Origin of the sequence: Streptomyces sp. C36 (assembly GCF_040932295.1) — a bacterium.
Lineage (GTDB): Bacteria > Actinomycetota > Actinomycetes > Streptomycetales > Streptomycetaceae > Streptomyces > Streptomyces triculaminicus.
Genome location: NZ_JBFQGI010000004.1, coordinates 264,817 through 282,122 on the forward strand (window position 1 = coordinate 264,817; position 17,306 = coordinate 282,122).

General features: G+C 73.5%; 21 protein-coding genes. 5 read left to right on the plus strand and 16 right to left on the minus strand.

Annotated elements, in window-relative coordinates; translation table 11 throughout:
• Window positions 1-95: 95 nt before the first annotated feature.
• Window positions 96-692 carry a TetR family transcriptional regulator gene (locus tag AB4K12_RS14695; protein WP_368434645.1) on the minus strand — a complete coding sequence of 199 codons (597 nt, stop codon included), beginning with the start codon at window positions 690-692 and terminating at the stop codon, window positions 96-98.
• 108 nt (window positions 693-800) lie between these two features.
• Between AB4K12_RS14695 and AB4K12_RS14700 the strand changes: the two genes are divergently transcribed.
• Window positions 801-2,051, plus strand: coding sequence for an MFS transporter (locus AB4K12_RS14700; RefSeq protein ID WP_368434646.1), 1,251 nt, complete (start codon window positions 801-803; stop codon window positions 2,049-2,051).
• Window positions 2,052-2,109: 58 nt separating this feature from the next.
• Here the strand turns inward: AB4K12_RS14700 and AB4K12_RS14705 are convergent, their stop codons facing one another.
• On the minus strand, window positions 2,110-2,457 hold the full coding sequence (locus AB4K12_RS14705; protein WP_368434647.1) for a DoxX family protein: 348 nt from the start codon (window positions 2,455-2,457) through the stop codon (window positions 2,110-2,112).
• A 159-nt stretch (window positions 2,458-2,616) separates the two neighbouring features.
• Window positions 2,617-3,051 (minus strand): ester cyclase, encoded by a 435-nt coding sequence (locus tag AB4K12_RS14710; protein ID WP_368434648.1) that lies wholly within the window; start codon window positions 3,049-3,051, stop codon window positions 2,617-2,619.
• A gap of 89 nt (window positions 3,052-3,140) precedes the next feature.
• Here AB4K12_RS14710 and AB4K12_RS14715 point away from each other — a divergent pair, with 89 nt between their 5' ends.
• On the plus strand, window positions 3,141-3,767 hold the full coding sequence (locus AB4K12_RS14715; RefSeq protein ID WP_368434649.1) for a TetR/AcrR family transcriptional regulator C-terminal domain-containing protein: 627 nt from the start codon (window positions 3,141-3,143) through the stop codon (window positions 3,765-3,767).
• 31 nt (window positions 3,768-3,798) lie between these two features.
• Here the strand turns inward: AB4K12_RS14715 and AB4K12_RS14720 are convergent, their stop codons facing one another.
• Window positions 3,799-4,692: a sigma-70 family RNA polymerase sigma factor gene (locus AB4K12_RS14720; RefSeq protein WP_368434650.1), complete on the minus strand. Its 894-nt coding sequence runs from the start codon at window positions 4,690-4,692 to the stop codon at window positions 3,799-3,801.
• 98 nt (window positions 4,693-4,790) lie between these two features.
• On the opposite strand from AB4K12_RS14720, the gene AB4K12_RS14725 reads away from it, so the two are divergent.
• Window positions 4,791-5,252, plus strand: a complete 462-nt coding sequence (locus tag AB4K12_RS14725; RefSeq protein ID WP_368434651.1) for a carboxymuconolactone decarboxylase family protein — start codon at window positions 4,791-4,793, stop codon at window positions 5,250-5,252.
• 27 nt (window positions 5,253-5,279) lie between these two features.
• Here the strand turns inward: AB4K12_RS14725 and AB4K12_RS14730 are convergent, their stop codons facing one another.
• The 5 genes from AB4K12_RS14730 to AB4K12_RS14750 form a co-directional block, all read right to left on the minus strand.
• Window positions 5,280-6,011, minus strand: coding sequence for an SDR family NAD(P)-dependent oxidoreductase (locus AB4K12_RS14730; RefSeq protein ID WP_368434652.1), 732 nt, complete (start codon window positions 6,009-6,011; stop codon window positions 5,280-5,282).
• Between the two features lie 184 nt (window positions 6,012-6,195).
• On the minus strand, window positions 6,196-6,612 hold the full coding sequence (locus tag AB4K12_RS14735) for a lasso peptide biosynthesis B2 protein (RefSeq protein WP_368434653.1): 417 nt from the start codon (window positions 6,610-6,612) through the stop codon (window positions 6,196-6,198).
• Window positions 6,609-6,869: a lasso peptide biosynthesis PqqD family chaperone gene (locus AB4K12_RS14740; protein WP_368434654.1), complete on the minus strand. Its 261-nt coding sequence runs from the start codon at window positions 6,867-6,869 to the stop codon at window positions 6,609-6,611. The genes AB4K12_RS14735 and AB4K12_RS14740 overlap by 4 nt, the downstream gene beginning before the upstream one ends.
• Window positions 6,866-8,722, minus strand: a complete 1,857-nt coding sequence (locus AB4K12_RS14745) for an asparagine synthase-related protein (protein WP_368434881.1) — start codon at window positions 8,720-8,722, stop codon at window positions 6,866-6,868. The genes AB4K12_RS14740 and AB4K12_RS14745 overlap by 4 nt, the downstream gene beginning before the upstream one ends.
• A 22-nt stretch (window positions 8,723-8,744) precedes the next feature.
• The gene (locus tag AB4K12_RS14750; RefSeq protein ID WP_368434655.1) at window positions 8,745-8,894 is read right to left on the minus strand and encodes a lasso RiPP family leader peptide-containing protein; all 150 of its coding nucleotides are present in this window, start codon (window positions 8,892-8,894) and stop codon (window positions 8,745-8,747) included.
• A gap of 262 nt (window positions 8,895-9,156) precedes the next feature.
• On the opposite strand from AB4K12_RS14750, the gene AB4K12_RS14755 reads away from it, so the two are divergent.
• Complete coding sequence (locus tag AB4K12_RS14755; protein ID WP_368434656.1) at window positions 9,157-10,809, plus strand: long-chain fatty acid--CoA ligase; 1,653 nt, start codon at window positions 9,157-9,159, stop codon at window positions 10,807-10,809.
• 60 nt (window positions 10,810-10,869) lie between these two features.
• On the opposite strand, the gene AB4K12_RS14760 is transcribed toward AB4K12_RS14755, so the two are convergent.
• The 6 genes from AB4K12_RS14760 to AB4K12_RS14785 form a co-directional block, all read right to left on the minus strand.
• Window positions 10,870-11,412 carry a SigE family RNA polymerase sigma factor gene (locus AB4K12_RS14760; RefSeq protein ID WP_368434657.1) on the minus strand — a complete coding sequence of 181 codons (543 nt, stop codon included), beginning with the start codon at window positions 11,410-11,412 and terminating at the stop codon, window positions 10,870-10,872.
• A 116-nt stretch (window positions 11,413-11,528) separates the two neighbouring features.
• A complete protein-coding gene (locus AB4K12_RS14765; protein WP_242645456.1) occupies window positions 11,529-12,365 on the minus strand; it encodes a glycoside hydrolase domain-containing protein in 837 nt (278 codons plus the stop codon).
• A gap of 54 nt (window positions 12,366-12,419) precedes the next feature.
• Window positions 12,420-13,577 (minus strand): lipid-transfer protein, encoded by a 1,158-nt coding sequence (locus AB4K12_RS14770; protein ID WP_368434658.1) that lies wholly within the window; start codon window positions 13,575-13,577, stop codon window positions 12,420-12,422.
• Entirely contained in the window at window positions 13,574-14,047 is a 474-nt protein-coding gene (locus tag AB4K12_RS14775) for an acyl dehydratase (protein WP_368434659.1), read from the minus strand. Before AB4K12_RS14775 ends, AB4K12_RS14770 begins: the two co-directional genes overlap by 4 nt.
• A complete protein-coding gene (locus AB4K12_RS14780; protein ID WP_368434660.1) occupies window positions 14,044-14,955 on the minus strand; it encodes a bifunctional MaoC family dehydratase N-terminal/OB-fold nucleic acid binding domain-containing protein in 912 nt (303 codons plus the stop codon). Before AB4K12_RS14780 ends, AB4K12_RS14775 begins: the two co-directional genes overlap by 4 nt.
• Before the next feature lie 201 nt (window positions 14,956-15,156).
• Entirely contained in the window at window positions 15,157-15,468 is a 312-nt protein-coding gene (locus AB4K12_RS14785; protein ID WP_368434661.1) for a hypothetical protein, read from the minus strand.
• Window positions 15,469-16,029: 561 nt separating this feature from the next.
• On the opposite strand from AB4K12_RS14785, the gene AB4K12_RS14790 reads away from it, so the two are divergent.
• The gene (locus tag AB4K12_RS14790) at window positions 16,030-16,689 is read left to right on the plus strand and encodes a GGDEF domain-containing protein (protein WP_368434662.1); all 660 of its coding nucleotides are present in this window, start codon (window positions 16,030-16,032) and stop codon (window positions 16,687-16,689) included.
• Window positions 16,690-16,795: 106 nt separating this feature from the next.
• Here the strand turns inward: AB4K12_RS14790 and AB4K12_RS14795 are convergent, their stop codons facing one another.
• Window positions 16,796-17,209 (minus strand): peptidoglycan-binding protein, encoded by a 414-nt coding sequence (locus AB4K12_RS14795; protein WP_368434663.1) that lies wholly within the window; start codon window positions 17,207-17,209, stop codon window positions 16,796-16,798.
• Window positions 17,210-17,306: the final 97 nt, after the last annotated feature.

The window sequence follows — 17,306 nt, forward strand, 5'->3', positions numbered from 1 at the left end:
CGGTACGGGCTGACCTGAACGGCGACCGGCCGGTTCCGGCCCCGCCGGCCCGGCTGACGCCGGGTCGGCTCCCGTCGGTCAGGTACTCCGGCCGGTCAGGACTCCGGCCGGTCGAGGCCGGTGATGCGGCGGGCGGCGGTGCGTACCGAGGCGCGCAGGCGTGCGCGGTCCTCGTCCGTCTCGCCGACGAGGATGCGCTGCATGTGCGGCTGGACGGTCGGCCAGGAGGCGAGGGCGGTCAGCATGAACAGCAGGTCGCCGGCCGGGATGGTGGAGTCGATGATCCCCTTCTCCTGGGCCTCGGCGAACGCGGCGGCCTTGCCGGCGTAGTGGCGCCGGCGCTCCGCCTCGTGCGGGAAGCCTCCGGTGCCGTACTCCAGGCCCTCCCAGAAGACCAGCCGGATCAGCTCGGGGTTGGCAGCGTGGTAGTCCATGATGCGATCGATCCAGCCGTCGACGTCCTCGGCGTCGACGGGGTGGGCGGCGGCGAGTTCGACGAGGCGGCGCTCGAGGACCTGGGAGAAGAGTTCCGCCTTGTTGCCGAAGTAGGCGTAGATCAACTGCTTGTTGGCGCAGGCCTCGCGTGCGATGCGGTCGATGCGCGCGCCGGCGATGCCGTACGCGGCGAACTCGGCCGTCGCCGCCTCGAAGATGCGTGCCTTGGTGGCCTCGGGGTCCCTGACTGCTGCCATGCCGCACAGAGTAACCAACCATTTGGTTGACAAGCCTCGCGGCATTCTGGGACCTTGCAACCAACCAGTTGGTTGCAAGACCGTTCCACGCAGGGGGCCTCCACCGTCATGACCACCCACAGCCATCCGGACCAGTCCGCGCGGCCTTCCGTACGCCCCTCCGTACGCCCCGAGGCGGCGCCCCCCGGTCCCCGGCCGGGCCTCCTGCTCGGCGTCATCGCCCTGTGCACGGGCGTCACCGCCGCCAACATCTACCTCGCCACCCCGCTCCTCGGCCTGATCGCCCAGGACCTCGGCGCCTCGACGTCCGCCGCCGGCTGGATCGCCTCCATATCCCAGCTCGGCTACGCGATAGGCCTGTTGTTCTTCGCCCCGCTCGGCGACACCGCCGACCGCCGCCGCCTCGTCGCCGTCCTCTGCGGCGTCGCCGGCGTGGCCCTGGTCGCCGGCGCCCTCGCCCCCGGGCTCCCCGCCCTGGCCGCCGCCGTGCTCGTCGCCTGCGCCGCGACGGTCGTACCGCAGCTGCTCGTCCCCCTCGTGGCCGAACGCGCGCCCGCCGACCGGCGGGGGCGGCACGTGGCCGCAGTGGTGGCGGGCCTCTTCACGGGCATCGTCGCGGCCCGCGTGCTCGGCGGACTCGCCGGCCAGGCCTACGGCTGGCGCGCGGTGTTCACCGGCGCGGCCGTGCTGACCGTGGCCGTCGGCCTGCTGACCGCGCTCGTCCTGCCGGCCGAGACCCGCCCGCGCGGCAAGGGCGTCAACCCCTTCAAAATCATCGCCGGCCTGCCCGGCCTGCTCGCCTCGTCGGCCCCGCTCCGCGCCGCCTGCCTGCGCCAGGGCGGCATCTTCGGCGCCTGGAGCGCCCTGTGGACCACGCTCACCCTGCTGCTGACCGGCACGAGCGGCGCCTACCATCTCTCCCCCGGCACGGCCGGCCTCTTCGGCCTCTTCGGTCTCGTCTCCACCGCCGTCGCCCCCGTCTCCGGCAGCCTCATCGACCGCTTCGGCGCCCAGCGCGTCGTCAACTCCGGCTTCGCCCTGACGGCCGCGTCCCTGCCCTTCTTCTGGCTCGGCGCCCACCACCTGTGGGCCCTGTGCGTGGCCGCCGTCCTCATCCACGCGGGCCTCATGGCGGGCCAGGTCGCCAACCAGACCCGCGCCCTGGCCGCCACCCCCAAGCCGGCCGTCGCCAACACCGCGTACGTCGTCTGCGGCTTCATCGGCGGCGCCACCGCCTCGGCCGTGGCGGGCCCGGCCTTCGACCACTGGGGCTGGACCGGTGTCTGCGCCATCGCCGTCCTGTGGCTCACGGTGGGCTGGGCCGGCGGCCTGGCCGCGGCGGGGCGCCGGTCCGCATAGGGGGCGCGGGGTCGGCGAACTCTCCGGCGGCGTATGGGAGTCCGGCGGCGTACGGGACTCAGGCGCTGAAGCCCAGCGCCAGGGAGCCGATCACCGGCGCCGCGTACACCAGAGGGAACGGGATGTGCGCGTACGACCGCGCCCGGATCACGGTGACCACGGCCCCGGCGAAGTACAGCACCAGGCCGATCCCTGCCATGACCCCGATGACCGGCACGAACAGGCCGACCAGCAGCCCCAGCGCCCCCGCCGCCTTGGCCGCCCCGAGCGACGTCCACCACGACCGGGGGACGCCGTAGTCGGCCAGCGACTGCACGACCCACGTGGCGCCGGAGAGGACCGCGTAACCGGAGTAGCCCGCCATGGCGGCGGCCAGGATGGTGACGACGATGTAGGCGGTGGACATCAGAGATGCTCCTCATCAAGCGGATGCCGGGAGGAGCTTGCGCGCCCCGCTCCGGCCGTGTCGTGTGCGGTTGGTCCGTCGCTCTATCGACCCGGCGCGGCGCGAGGATGTGACAGGACGGCCGAAAGTTTTTTCGGCTTCCGGTGCGAGCTCAGCGGCTCATGACGCCGTCGGCCAGTCCCAGCCCAGCTGCAGGAACAGGCCCAGCCGGTCGGACACGCCACGGATCTCGCTGATCCGGCCGGCCTCCTGGGACACGGTGAAGACGAAGACGGCCTCGTTCTCGAAGCGACGACCGGTCGGCACCGGCATACGGGGGTGGGCGCCGGAGCTGACGCCGGTCTGGGTGATGCGGGCGACGACCTTGTCGCCCTCGGCGATCAGTTCGTCCACGCGGGCGCGGTAGGGGTGCAGCGCCGTGAGCTGCTGCTCGATGGCCGCGAAGGCGGCGCCCGGCTCGTCGGGCTCACCGTGAATGATCTTGTTGTGGTCGATGACGTCGTGGGCGAGGTAGTCGCCCAGGTCGGCCGTGCGGCCCTCATTGAGGGCGGCGAAGAAGCCGTTGACCAGCTGCTTGTTGCGATCGGCGGTCACGTCCGACCCCTTTCTTACGCTGTAAGAGTTCGTTGGGGAGTACTCTGTCCTTACGGTGTAAGAAAGTCAAGAAGCGCGGGGAGAAGTCGATGAACGCCACCGCCAAGCGGGCCGGGCTCACCCGGGAGAAGGTGCTGCGGGCGGCCCTGGAACTGGTCGACCGCGACGGCATCGAGAAGCTGTCCATGCGCAGGCTCGGCGCGGAACTAGGCGTCGAGGCCATGACGCTGTATCACTACGTGCCCCACAAGGCCGCCCTGCTGGACGGCCTCGTCGAGCAGGTGGTCTCGGCCGTCCGGCCGTCCTTCGACGGCCCGGCGGCCGAATGGCCCGCCCGCCTACGGGAGTTCGCCGTGGCGTTCCGGGACGAGCTGCTGCGTCACCCGGGGGTGATTCCGCTGGTCGCCACGCGCCCCGCGCGCTCGGCCACCGCGTTGCGGGCGGTGGAGGACGCCGCCGCCGCGCTGGGGGAGGCCGGGATCGCCCCGGTCCAGGCGCTGCGGATCGTCAACGCGGTCTCCACGCTGGTTATCGGCCACTGCCTGGCCGAGGCCGCCACCACGCCCGGTCACCCCGAGCAGCCGGGCGACGACCTCGACCTCACCGCGTTTCCCACCCTGGCCGAGGCCGTCGCGGGCGGCCTCGGCACCCCCGCCGATCACCAGGCCCGCTTCGACCTCGCCCTGGACGCCCTGCTGACCGGACTCCAGGCCTGAGAGCCGGAGTTCCTCAGAAGCCCTGGGGCCCTCAGACCCCCAGGACGCTCAGGTCCAGACGTGCCAGGCGCTCGGGGTCGGTCAGGATGTCGAGGGCGGTGACGCGGTCGCCCTGGATGGTGAACGCCATGACGGACATCGGGCGGCCCTCCGCGAACGCGACGATGCCCGGGGTGCCGTTGATCAGCGCCGGACGGCCGGCCTCGGCGAACCGTGCGAACGTGATCGCCTGGGACGCGACCTCGGCCGCCCCTCGGCGCAGCGCGCTGGGGAGCAGGGTGCCGCCGTCGGAGCGGGCCACGACGTCCGGGTCGAGGACGGCGACCAGGGCGTCGAAGTCGCCGCCGCGCGCGGCGGTCAGGAAGGCGTCGACGACCCGGCGGCGCCGGGTCAGGTCGCTGTCCGGGGCGGGTGCCGCGCCCTGGACCCGGCGGCGGGCCCGGCTGGCGAGCTGCCGGGTGGAGGCGGTGGTGCGGCCGAGGACGGTGGCGATGTCGTCGAACGGCACGGCGAACATGTCGTGCAGGACGAAGGCGAGCCGCTCGGCGGGGGAGAGGGTCTGCAGGACGACCATGAGGGCGATGCCGACCGAGTCGGCCAGGAGGATCTCCTGCTCGGGGTCGATCCGGTCCGGGCCGCTGATGAGCGGGTCGGGGAGGCGGATCCGCCCGTCCTGGTCGTGGAGGGGCTCCTCACCGCGCGTGGAGCGGGAGCGCAGCATGTCCAGGCAGACACGGCCGACGACCGTGGTCAGCCAACCGCCCAGGTTCTCCACCGCGTCCGTGTCGGAGCGGCTGAGCCTGAACCATGCCTCCTGCACGGCGTCCTCGGCCTCACTGAGCGAGCCGAGCATCCGATAGGCGACCGCCCGCAGATGGGGTCGGTGCTCCTCGAACCGCTGCGCCAGAAAATCGTTTTCGCTCACCTGTCACACCCTCGCGTCCAGATCCGTCAGTGGAGTGTCGGCCCCACCGAGCGGGCGGCGCGGACGGCGCCGCCGTTCAACGGACGGAGATTATGATCATGAAGGCTCGCATGAAGAACCCCGCGATGATTCTGCCCGACGCCATGCAGGGCATCCAGAACCTCTACGCGGCCATGCACCAGGGCGGCGCGCCCCAGGAGATCCTGGAGCTGGTCTACCTGCGCGTCAGCCAGATCAACGGCTGCAGCGCCTGTGTGTACGCGGGCGTGGCCAGCGCCAAGAAGGCCGGTGAGAGCGACGAGCGGCTCCACGCGGTGGCGGCCTGGCGCGAGGCCCCCTTCTTCACCGACGCCGAGCGGGCGGCCCTGGCACTGACCGAGGCCGCCACCCGGCTCGCCGACCGCTCCGGCAAGGCGGTGCCGGACGACATCTGGGCCGAGGCCGCCGGCCACTTCGACGAGCAGCAGCTGGCCGCCATCATCCTGATGATCGCCACGACCAACTTCTTCAACCGTCTCAACACCACCATCGAGGAGCCGGCCGGCGCGAAGTGGAGCTGAAGGATCCGGTGCGCCGCGCCCCGGGTGCTACGCCGCGTGGCCGCCGTCCACGGCGATCTCGGCGCCGGTGACATAGCGGGCTTCGTCGCTCACGAGGTGGGCGACCGTCGAGGCGATCTCGTCGGGCGTGCCGAACCGGCCGAGGGCGGTCATCGCGCTCTGGCCGGCCGCGTACGGGCCGTCGGCCGGGTTCATGTCGGTGTCGACCGGGCCCGGGTGGACGATGTTCGCGGTGATCCCGCGCTCGCCCAGCTCCCGCGCGAGCGCCTTGGTCATCCCGACGAGAGCGGCCTTGCTCATGGCGTAGAGCGTGCCGCCGGGGCCGGGCACCCGCTGGGTCATGCAGGAGCCGATGGTGACGATCCGTCCGCCGCGCGTCATGAGCGGGGCCGCCGCCTGCGCGGCCAGGTAGGCGCCGCGTACGTTGACGGCGAGCACCCGGTCGACGTCGGCCGGCGCGATCTGCTCGAGCGGGCCGAGCACGCCGACGCCCGCGTTGTTGACCAGTACGTCCAGCCGACCGAGGGCTTCGGCCGTGCGCCGCACCGCGTCGGCCGGGGCGGTCGCGTCCCCGGCGTCGGCGCGGATCGCCAGGCCGCGCCGGCCCTCCGCCTCTATCTTGCGGACCACGGCCTCGGCCGCCGTCCCGTCGGACACGTAGGTGATCGCCACGTCCGCGCCGGCCGCCGCCAGCCGCAGCGCTATCGCCGCACCCATGCCCCGGCTGCCGCCGGTCACCAGAGCCACCTTGCCGTCCATGCGTCCTCCTCGCCTTACCGGATCACCCGGATACCTCGGATACCTCGGATCACCCGGATCCCACGGATTCCCGAGTTCCCGAATCCCCGGAACTTCGTTGCGTGTTCAATAAAACTCCGGAGGGCGGGCGCCCCGCTGGCGGGAATCGGACCTCGCGTTCGGCCCAGCCGGGGGGAAGAGGGGCCTAGCGCTCCTCCAACGGCCCCACCGTGAGCGTCGGCGTGTAGTACCCCGGCGGCTCGGCCTCTCCCACCGGCCGGCCCTCCGCCTCCACCCATGCGTGGGCGCGGAACGGGGACGTACGGATGCCCGTGCACCACGTCGGCCACGCGCCCCCCATACGACACAACAGCACCACCGCCAGAGACCGTTGGAGGCACGCGCGCCCCGCGCAGCGCGTGCTGACGTACACCACGGCGTCACGGGCGGCACCGGCCTGAGCGGTCGTGGCCGGGGCGGCGCCCCGGCGGAGGGCGTACAGCACGGCGCGGATGCGGCACGGCGGCATCAGGGCCAGCAACCGGGCCGCGGCCACGGCCAGATGGGCGCCCGCGCGGGTGCGGGCGGGCAGGGGCTCCCAGAGAGCGAGCGGCGTGGTCATCGCTCCGCCAGCCGGGTCCTGTGCAGAGTGTCGACCAGCGACGCCACGTCCGCCTCCGCCCGCGCCACGGGGATGCCGTAGCGCTCGCGCAGTGCCTGCGCCGCGCCTTGCGGGCCGCCGCCGTCCAGCAGCACCCGCAGGATCAGGGCTCCCGTGGGATTGAGTTGGTAGTACCGGCCGCGGCGTTGGTCGAAGAGGACCGTGGCGTGCTCGGTCTCGGTCGCCGTCACATGGCGGCGCAGCGCGAACGCGGTCAAGGGGTCGCTCCTTCGCGCTGCCGGCCGGTGGCCAGGGTGCGCAGCCAGGCCTCGCAGGCGAGCGTCGGCTCCAGGGCGAGCAGCGGAGCGACCGTGGCGGGCGTGGTGCGCAGGGCGGCGCGGACGGCGGCGTCGTCGACCAGGCCCATCCGGCCCAGCTCCGAGCCGTCGAACAGCTCGAGCAGCGCCCTGCGGTGGCGGCGCATGCCGTCCATGACGTCCTCGCCGTAGTGGCCTCCGGGTGTCCGGCCCAGGATGTCGTCCGGGACGAGGTCCCGTACGGCCGCCGCGAGGAGCGGCTTGCCGCGGCCGGGCGGCGCGGCGCGCTCGCAGGGGCGTACGGCCAGGGCGGCCTCGATCACGCGGTCGTCCAGGAAGGGGGCGGCCAGGTCGACGCCGTGGGCGGCCATCAGCCGTGTGGCGTAGCCGGCGGCGGCGCCGGCGCGGCGGAGGGCGTCGAGGGCGCTGTGGGCGCCGCGGTCGGGGGCGAGCGGTTCGTACGAGGCGTCGGTGATCATCTCGTGGACGGCGTCGACGGCGTCGGGCGTGGCCCAGCGCGGCATCCGCAGCTCCGCCGTCCATCCCAGCTGGGGGTGGCAGGGGCGCGGCGGGGGCGCGGTCAGGCGCAGCGCGCTGTGGGTGAGCCAGGCCGGGAAGCCCCGGGAGTCGGCGACGGCCCGCCAGGTGGCTCCCAGCGGCCAGCGGGTCAGGGCTCTTCGGCCCCGGAAGCGGCGGAGGGCGGCCAGGGGGTGGGAGCGGGCGAGGGTGTGGAGGTAGGGGGCGGGGGGCGCGAACAGCTCCTCCCCGCCGTGGGCGCCCAGATGCAGCCGCGCGCCCCGGGAGGCGACCTCGCGCGCGGTGTGCTCGACGCGGGCGCCCGCCCGGACCCGGTGCGGGGGCTCGGCGGGCAGGACGCCCGCGCCCTGGTCCAGCCCGGCGTAGAGGGCGGGGGCGTGGGCGTACTCGAGCACCACGTGCTCCGCACGGGGCAGGCGGGCGGCGATCCGGCGCGTCCACGGGGCGTCGTCGCCGCCGGGGTCGAGGCGGGCGGTGCGCACCGTGATCAGGCGGTGGTCGCCGGAGGCGGCGAGGTGGGCCAGGACGGCGGACTCCATGCTGCCGGGCAGGGCGACGCCGATCGCGGCCGCGTCGCTCCCGTCGCCGCGGAGGGCGCGCAGGCGCGTACGCACCGCTTCGGTGAGGGCGTCGCGCACCGCCGGCGCGCCTTCGTCGAGGCCGAGCTCCGGCGGGGGCGGGGTCCACCAGCGGACCGTGCGCGCCGTGCCGTCGGGCTCGATCGTCAGATAGCTGCCGGGCGGCACGGCCTCCACTCCGCACCACGGTGTGCGCTCGCTGAGCGGGTGGGGCACGAAGGGGGTCAACAGGCGCAGGCCCACGAGGCGTTCGTCGATGGACGGGCCCGTCGTGCCGGCGAGGGCGTCGGGCCGGTCGGCGGCGACGCTCACGCCGGCGATCCGTGCGCGGTAGACCGAGCGGACGCCCGCCACGCCGCCCTGCACCCGGACTCGGCCGCCGACGGACGCCATCAGATGCGCGCTGCCGCCAAGGCGCCGGGCGAGGTCGTCGAGGCCGGCGACGCCGCCCGTCAACCGGGCGGCGCAGGCGGCGAGTTCGGCGGTGGCGAGCGGGCAGAAGCCGGCCACCACGACGCGCGTGCGCCCGGCCGTGGCGACCTTGACCGCGTCGGCGGGCCAGCGGCCCATCAGCCATGGCCGGCCCGAGGCGTGGTTGATCACCCGGGGGCCGGGGGCCGGCACGGCGGCCGCGGCGGCGCTGCCCGCCGCGCTGTCGGGCAGCGCGACGAACGACACGTCGGCGGAGACGGAGGTCATGGCGGACACCGGGCCACCACCCTCAGTCGTCCATGCCGAGGAGCGCCTCGGGGCCGGCGTCGCCGCCACCGAGCGTCAGCTCGGCGAACGTGCCGACTTCGATCAGCTCGGGGGGTTCGTAGTCGCTGACGTCCTGGGCGGTGGCGTCGGCGCCGTCGGCTCGCTGTTCCATGGCAATCACTCTACGTAATCGACTGATTACGCGACAACACGAGCCGGGGGCGTGCGGGGTCTCGGCGCGCACTACGGCAAACGTCGCACGCCCCCCGGCGCACACGCCCCGCCACCGAACCCCGCCGCCCGAACGCGACAGCACCCGAACGCGAAAGTGTGGCGGACTCGTTTCGTCCGGGTAGTGACTTACCAGCGGATACCCCAGCACAATCGCCGGGAACTACCCTCGCGTCCACGCGCGCAGATTGGGAGGCCCCCCGGTGCAGAGCACGATGCAGGACGTCCCGCTGACCGTCACACGGATCCTGGCCCACGGGGCCAAGGTCCACGGCAGCGCGCAGGTCACCACCTGGACGGGCGAAGGCGAGCCGCAGCGCCGCACGTTCGCCGCCGTCGGCGGCCGTGCCACGCAGCTGGCGCACGCCCTGCGCGCGCTCGGCGTCGCCGAAGGGGAGCCCGTCGGCACGCTCATGTGGAACAACGGCGACCACCTCGAGGCCTACCTCGCCGTGCCGTCCATGGGCGCCGTGCTCCACACCCTCAACCTCCGGCTGCCTCCCGAGCAGCTCGCCTACATCGTGCGGCACGCCGCCGACCGCGTCGTCATCGTCAGCGGCTCCCTGCTGCCGCTGCTCGCGCCGCTGCTGCCGCATCTGGACTGCGTCGAGCACGTGATCGTCTCCGGCGCCGGCGACACCTCCGTCCTCGACGGCCTCCACCCCCGGGTGCACGGGTACGAGCAGCTGATCGCCGAGCACCCCGCCGACCACTACCCCTGGCCCGCGCTCGACGAGCGCCAGGCCGCCGCCCTCTGCTACACCTCCGGCACCACCGGCGACCCCAAGGGCGTGGTCTACAGCCACCGTTCGATCTATCTGCACGCGATGGAGGTCTGCAACCCGGCCTCCTTCGGCCTGACCCCGGCCGAGACCTGTCTGCCGGTCGTGCCGATGTTCCACGTCAACGCCTGGGGCCTGCCGCACGCCGCGTTCATGGCGGGCACGTCGCTGCTGATGCCCGACCGCTTCCTGCAGCCCGCCCCGCTGGCCGAGATGATCGAGTCGGAGCGTCCGACGGTGACGGCCGGCGTGCCCACCATCTGGCAGGGCCTGCTGGCCGAACTCGACGCCAAGCCGCGCGACATGACCTCGCTGCGGACCGTCGTCAGCGGCGGCTCGGCCTGCCCGCCCGCACTGATGAAGGCGTTCGAGGAGCGGCACGGCCTGAACGTCGTCCAGGCCTGGGGCATGACCGAGACCTCGCCCCTGGGCTCCGTGGCCTACCCGCCGGCCGGGCTGGGCCCCGACGAGGCGTGGCCGTACCGCGTCTCCCAGGGCCGCATGCCCTGCTCCGTGGAGGCCCGCCTGATCGGCCCCGGCGGCGAGGTCCTGCCCTGGGACGGGACGTCGGCCGGCGAGCTGGAGGTCCGCGGCCCCTGGATCGCCGGCGCGTACCACGGCGGGGCGGGCAGCGAGCCGGAGCGCCCGGAGGACAAGTTCAGCCCCGACGGCTGGCTGCGCACGGGCGACGTCGGCACGATCACCTCCGACGGCTTCCTGACGCTCACCGACCGCGCCAAGGACGTCATCAAGTCCGGCGGCGAGTGGATCTCCTCGGTCGAGCTGGAGAACCACCTCATGGCCCATCCGGAGGTCGCCGAGGCCGCCGTGGTGGCCGTCCCCGACGACAAGTGGGGCGAGCGCCCGCTGGCGGCCGTCGTGCTCCGCGACGGCTCGTCCGTCGACTACGAGTCCCTGCGCGCCTTCCTCGGCGAGCGCGTCGCCCGCTGGCAGCTCCCCGAGCGCTGGGCGCTGATCCCGGCGGTGCCCAAGACGTCGGTCGGCAAGTTCGACAAGAAGGTCCTGCGCAGGCAGTACGCCGACGGCGAGCTCGTCGTCACCACCCTGGGCTGAGCCGCCCGGCGGCGGGGCCGGGGCGGGACGCCCCGGCCCTCGTTCCCGCGGTGCTCCCGGCTACGCCGCCGCCGCGAGGTCCGGGTCCTCGCGGAGCTTGCCGAGGGCGCGGGAGACGGCGCTCTTGACCGTGCCGACGGAGACGCCGAGGAGCTCGGCGGTCTGGACCTCGGTGAAGTCCTCGTAATACCTGAGGACGACCATGGCCCGCTGACGGGCGGGGAGCCTGTGGACCGCGCGCCACATCGCGTCGCGCAGCGCCTGCGCCTCGGCGGGGTCCGTGGAGGGGGAGTGCTCGCGCTCGGGGAGCTCCTCGCAGGGGTACTCGTCGACGCGGCGCTTGCGCCACTGGGAGGTGCGGGTGTTGACCAGGGCGCGGCGGACGTAGCCGTCCAGGGCGCGGTGGTCCTCGATCCGGTCCCAGGCCAGGTAGGTCTTGGTGAGGGCCGTCTGCAGCAGATCCTCGGCGTCGCACGGGTTCGAGGTCAGGGAGCGGGCGGTGCGCTGCAGCGCCTGGCCGCGGACCCGTACGTACGTGGAGAACGACGGGTACACGGCGGCGGTGGATGCGCTGGTGCACACAGACGTCGTGGTTGCTGTCATGCCTCCACGCTAGGAGCGCGCGCCCTCCCGGCGGATCGGCCGGAGGTGCCGAAGAACCGTCCGCCTCAGGTCGTACCCCGGGGGTTCGCCCCACCTCCCGCAGGGGGAGGGCGAGGTCAGTCCCGGATGACCGCCACCGGGGCGTCGACGAGGTTGCGGTCGATGGTGAGCTTGCGGCCACCGTGCGTCTCGGTCACGTTACCCGCGTACTGGTGGATGCGGCGGTGCGCCCAGGACCCGGCGGAGAGCACCCGCTCGCGGGCGGTGGAGGCGGGCACCCGCCAGCGGGCGAACCACAGGATCTCCGGCAGGTCCCCCTCGCCGGCCCGCCGGGCGACCTCCATGTGGCGCACGCCGGAGGCGGCGCTGCTGTAGAAGCCGGGGATGTAGCCGTGGCTCTTGACCGTGGAGCTCCAGGCCTGGACGAAGGTCAGGGTGATGTCGGCGCACTCCTCGTCGCGGTAGTCGTACGCCTCCATGTCGTAGTAGAGCGGGCTGCCGGCGGCGATGCCCAGGTCGGCGGCGGTGCGTACGGCCTCGTGGCCCTCGTCCGTGCCCTGCCCCCAGGGGTCGTCGCCGATGGGGAAGCCGTCCTTGGAGGAGGCGCCGACGCACGGCGACTGGGAGCCGACGAAGACCGGGAGCACCCGCCATCCCAGGTCGCGGGCGCCGGTCAGCCAGCGGTGGCTGAGGTAGCGCTGGCGGGGGCAGGCGCGGGCACGGCCCCCGTAGTAGACGCCCACGGCTCCGTAGGTCGCGGCCGCCCCCCAGGCGCTGAGCGTGGTCAGCGGCGGGGCCTGACAGGTGTCGAAGCCCCGGCCCCGGTAGACGCTGGGCCCGGCGGCCTCGGCCGGCACGGGTGCGGCGGGGGCGGGCAGCGCGAGGACGACCACCTGGGCCAGCGCCGCCATAAGAGCGACGAGATATCCGATGATCTTCTTCCGTGGGTCCATACGGAGGAGTCAAGGTGCCGGAACACCACCGCTATGCGATGACACGCCCTGGTTTCATCCGTCTGCGCCGAGAATGAGCCCCGAGGTGGGAACGCCCGTACCGGCGGTGACGAGCACGCGCGCGGTGCCCGGCACCTGGTTCACGGAGGCGCCGCGCAGCTGCCGGACGGCCTCGGCGATGCCGTTCATGCCGTGCAGATACGCCTCCCCCAGCTGCCCGCCGTGGGTGTTGAGCGGCAGCGCGCCGGAGGCGACGAACGCCCCGCCCTCGCCGGGGGCGCAGAAGCCGAACTCCTCCAGCTGCATGAGCACGTACGGCGTGAAGTGGTCGTAGAGGATGCCCACGTCGATGTCGGACGGGCGCAGGCCGCTGTCCGCCCACAGCCGCCGGGCGACGACGGCGGTCTCGGGCAGGCCGGTCAGCCCGTCGCGGTAGAAGCCGGTCATCTGCTCCTGGGCGCGGCCCGCCCCCTGCGCGGCGGCGGTGATCACGGCGGGCGGGTGGCGCAGCGTACGGGCGCGCTCGGTGCTGGTGACCACGAGGGCCTGGCCGCCGTCGGTCTCCTGGCAGCAGTCGAGCAGCCGCAGCGGCTCGGCGATCCAGCGGGAGGCGGCGTGGTCGGCGAGGGTGATGGGGCGGCGGTGGAAGTACGCGGCCGGGTTGGCGGCGGCGTGGCGGCGGGCGGTGACGGCGACGTGGCCGAAGACCTCGGGCTCCAGGCCGTACGCGTGGAGGTAGCGGCGTGCGGCCATGGCCACCCAGGAGGCGGGGGTGAGCAGGCCGAACGGCATGACCCAGCCGAGCGCGACCCCCTCCGCGGTGGGTTCGCGCCGCACCGCCCCGGCGCCGAAGCGGCGGCCGGAGCGCTCGTTGAAGGCGCGGTAGCAGACGACGACCTCGGCGACGCCGGCCGCGACGGCGAGAGCCGCCTGCTGGACGGTGGCGCAGGCGGCGCCGCCGCCGTAGTGGACGCGGGAGAAGAACGACAGCTCGCCGATGCCGGCGGCCTGGGCGACGGTGATCTCGGGGCTGGTGTCCATGGTGAAGGTGACCATGCCGTCGACGTCGCCGGGCCCGAGTCCGGCGTCGGCGAGGGCCGCGCGTACGGCCTCGGCGGCCAGGGCGAGTTCGCTGCGGCCGGAATCCTTGGTGAAGGCGGTCGCGCCGATGCCGACGACGGCCGCCCTGCCGCCGAGGGTGCCGCCGCTCATGGCGCCTCCCTGAGGGGCGGTTGTGTGGTGGGGAGCGCGACGACGACCGTTCCCGTGACGTGGCGGCCGAGGCTGTTGGTGCCCACGACGGCGACTTCGGCGAGGAGGCGGAGGGCGTGTTCGGCGTGGCGGGAGGCGCCTTCGGCGTGGCGTTCGTCCGCACATATGGAGTTAATGGTTCCGGTCAAAAGCAGGGTGTCTCCCGGGTAGTTGGGCACGCCCAGCCGGATGGCCACCTTGCGCAGGACGGCGCCCGGGCCGAGGCGGTCGGTGATGTAGCGGCCGACGAGGCCGTTGGTGGTGAGGATGTTCATGAAGATGTCCGGGGCGCCCTTGGCCCGTGCGGCCTCGGCGTCGTGGTGCACGTCCTGGTAGTCACGCGACGCGATGGCCCCCGCGACGATCAAGGTGCGGGTGACGGGCACCGTGAGGGACGGGAGCACGTCGCCGGGCGACGGGGCGGGCGTCACGCGGCCCCCTCGTCGGCGGGCCGAAAGAGCGGCAGCACCAGGTCGTCGTCCACCCGCACAAACTCCAGCACCACCGGCATCCCCACCCTCACCCGCTCCGGTTCCACCCCGACGATGTTGCTGATCATCCGTACGCCCTCGGCGAGTTCGATCAGCCCGACCACGTACGGGGGGTCGAAGGCCGGGAAGGGCGGGTGGTGCATGACGACATACGAGAAGACCGTCCCGGCGCCCGAGGCCGGTACCGCCGTCCAGTCGGGTGATCCGCAGTCGCCGCACCCCGGCAACCAGGGGAAACGCGGCCTTCCGCAGGCGTCGCAGCGCTGGATGAGCAGCTCGCGCGCGGCGACGCCGTCCCAGAAGCCGGCGTTGTCGCGGTTGATCACGGGGCGCGGGCGGGCGGGGCGGTCCCCGGCCCGCCCGGCGGGCGCGTACTTCAGGAAGCGGAAGAGATGCGTTCCCGCGAGCTCGCCATTCGCCCGGATCTCCGTGCGCGTGGTGACGAAGTGGCCCGTGCCCAGCCGGGTGGTCTTGCGGGGCGAGACCGACGCGATGACCGAGTCGAAGGTGATCACGTCCCCGGGGCGCAGCGGCCGCAGATACTCCTGCTCGCAGTCGGTGGCGACGATGGCGGTGCAGCCGGCCGCCTCGAGCAGGGCCATCAGCTCGCGGTACGGACCGGGGCGGACCTGGGCGCCGCCCGGGCCGCCCAGGCCGGCCAGCGTCCAGGCCTGGAGCATGGTGGGCGGGGCGACGGGGTCGGGGCCGGAGTAGGCGGGGTCGGTGTCGCCCATGGCCTCGCACCAGTGCCTGATCATCGGGGAGTTGACGGGGTCCGGGCCCCGGCCCGATACGGCGACGGGGCAGCCCTCGTACGTCTTCAGGAGGTCGCGGAGATCGTCCCTCACTCTTCTGACTGTCCGTCAGATGCTGTCGCATGTCAACGGTGCGGACGGCGTGCGGGTGGGGATCGACGGCGTGCGGGGAGGACACGAACGCCGAGCGGCGGCGCCTGAGGCGCCGCCGCTCGGTCCGTACGGACCCGGTCCACATCTCACCACGTCACCTGCGGGCCGCCCCGGAGGCGGGGCGCCGCACAGGGCCCCGGCTCACCAGATCTGAGTGAAGGTGATCCGGATGTTGTCCTGCCGGATCGCCGTATGGCCCGAGCCGTTGACGCTGGCCGTATTCGCCTGATTCGTAGCGTTCCTGCCTGTGGCCTGTTGCAGCGTGGTGGTGCTGTTTCCGTGGTTCTTACCCGTGATGCCGCTGCCGACGATGCCTGCGGCGGCCGCGTTGGAGCCCCGGTTGGCCAGCTGGCCGCCGTCGTCGGCCGTGGCCACGCCGGAGAAGAGCAGGGCCGCCATCGGAAGAGCCACGAGGGCGGCGAAAACGCGGGCGGCGGTGCGGGTGCTTGCCATGTCGATTCCTCCAGGAAGAACTACCGGTTTCTGCCAGGAGGTTGGCCGACCGCCCCAGCGCTTCTTTCGACGTCGCGCCTCCAGACTTGCCCACCGAATCTCCACCGAACCCCCAGCCCATCCCCATTCCCTCGCAAGCATGACGTCACGGACTTAAACCACTACCTCATAGAAACCGCCGCGTATCGACCGTAACGGCGCCCTCTCAACGCCCTCCGGCCTCCTACGCCCCACAAGGCGAATCGTTTCGGCGGATCTGTGCACCCGCGGCGGCGGCCCGGCACTTCCCGGCGCCGGCACGGCTCCCGCCCGCCGGAAACGGGGGACGTCCTTGCTTGACGGCCCGATCCACCGCCCGGTCCCGCCGGCCCGTCACCGGCGGGTCCCGCGACGGCGCGATCGGGCCGCCGGTCCGCCTGGGCCGCTACGGGCGCGCCTGCCGGCGACCTCCGGCGGCCGAGCCCCTCAGAGCCCCCAAGCCACTGACGACCCTCGGCCCGCCGAACGCCACCCAGCACCCAACTGCCCCTGCAATCAACGAAAATCACAGGAAGGTACCCGATGAACCTCATACTCCAGGCCCTCCCCGTCGCCGCCCCCACCATCGGCTGGGCCGCGCACGCCCTCTTCCTGAGCCGCCGGCTGCGCACCGCCCGTACCGACCGGCTGACGGGCCTGATGCGGCGCGAGGAGTTCACCTCCCGCGCGCTGCGGGCCATGCGGCACCCGCACACGGCCGTTCTGCTGCTGGACCTCAACGGCTTCAAGCAGATCAACGACACGCACGGGCACGAGGCGGGCGACCAGGTCATCGCGGCCGTCGGCCGGCGGCTGGGGGCCTGGAGCCGGGAGTACGGCGGGTTCGCGGCACGGCTGGGCGGCGACGAGTTCACCGCCCTCGTACGCCTCGCCCCGGACGCCGACGCGGACGCGGAGATGACCCGGCTGTCGTCCCGGCTGTCACAGCCCCTCGACACGGGCCGAGTGACCCTGGCGCCCCGGGCCTCGATCGGGCTGTGTCGCACGAGTTACCGTCCGGGCGCCGGGCTCTCGGACCTGCTGCGCGGCGCGGACGAGGCCATGTACGCGGCGAAGCGGTGCGGCGACCACTGGCGGCCCGCCGGAGCCGCCGGTGCGCACCGCACCGCTCATGGCCGCCGCGCCGGCCGGCCGGGTCCTCATCTGACCCTGCTCACGCCGGTGCGGCGGAAGGCGTCGTAAGCGGCCGGCCCGGCCGTCGGGTTCCGGCCCCCAGCCGGACCCCGCGGCCGGACCCCCACGGTCCGGTCACCGGACCGTGGACGACGCCCGGTCGTCGCCGCGCCCGTCAGTCGAGCCGGGTGTGGACGTACATCGCCCCGAGCCGCCAGTCGCTGGGCACCTTGGCGTTGCAGTACCCGCCGGTGCCGCCGTAGTACTGGTCACCGAGGTAGAGCAGGTAGTCGCCCGTCTCGGGGCCGACGACGCCGTCCTTCTTCAGGCCCAGCCGGTCCTGGAACCACACGACCTGCGCCTTGGTCCTCGGGCCCCACTTCCCGTCCTCGTCGACCGTGGCGCGGCCGGCCTTGCGGGCGACGTCGTTGGCCAGGTGCTGCACGCACCAGACGCCCGAGCCGCTGGTGGTGTCGGTGCCGATGTAGCCGATGCCCTCGGCGGCGCTGGCCGAGCCCATGGTCGCCCCGGCGGCCATGGCGACCGTGCCGAGGACGACGCCGGCCCTCGCCGCGTACTTCTTGAACACGTGCGTGTCTCCCCGTTGAAAGTTGAACGTTGATCTTCGACAGGGAGATTAGGTGCTGATGCGACCATGTCAGGCCGTTCACCCGTTCCCGGAATGC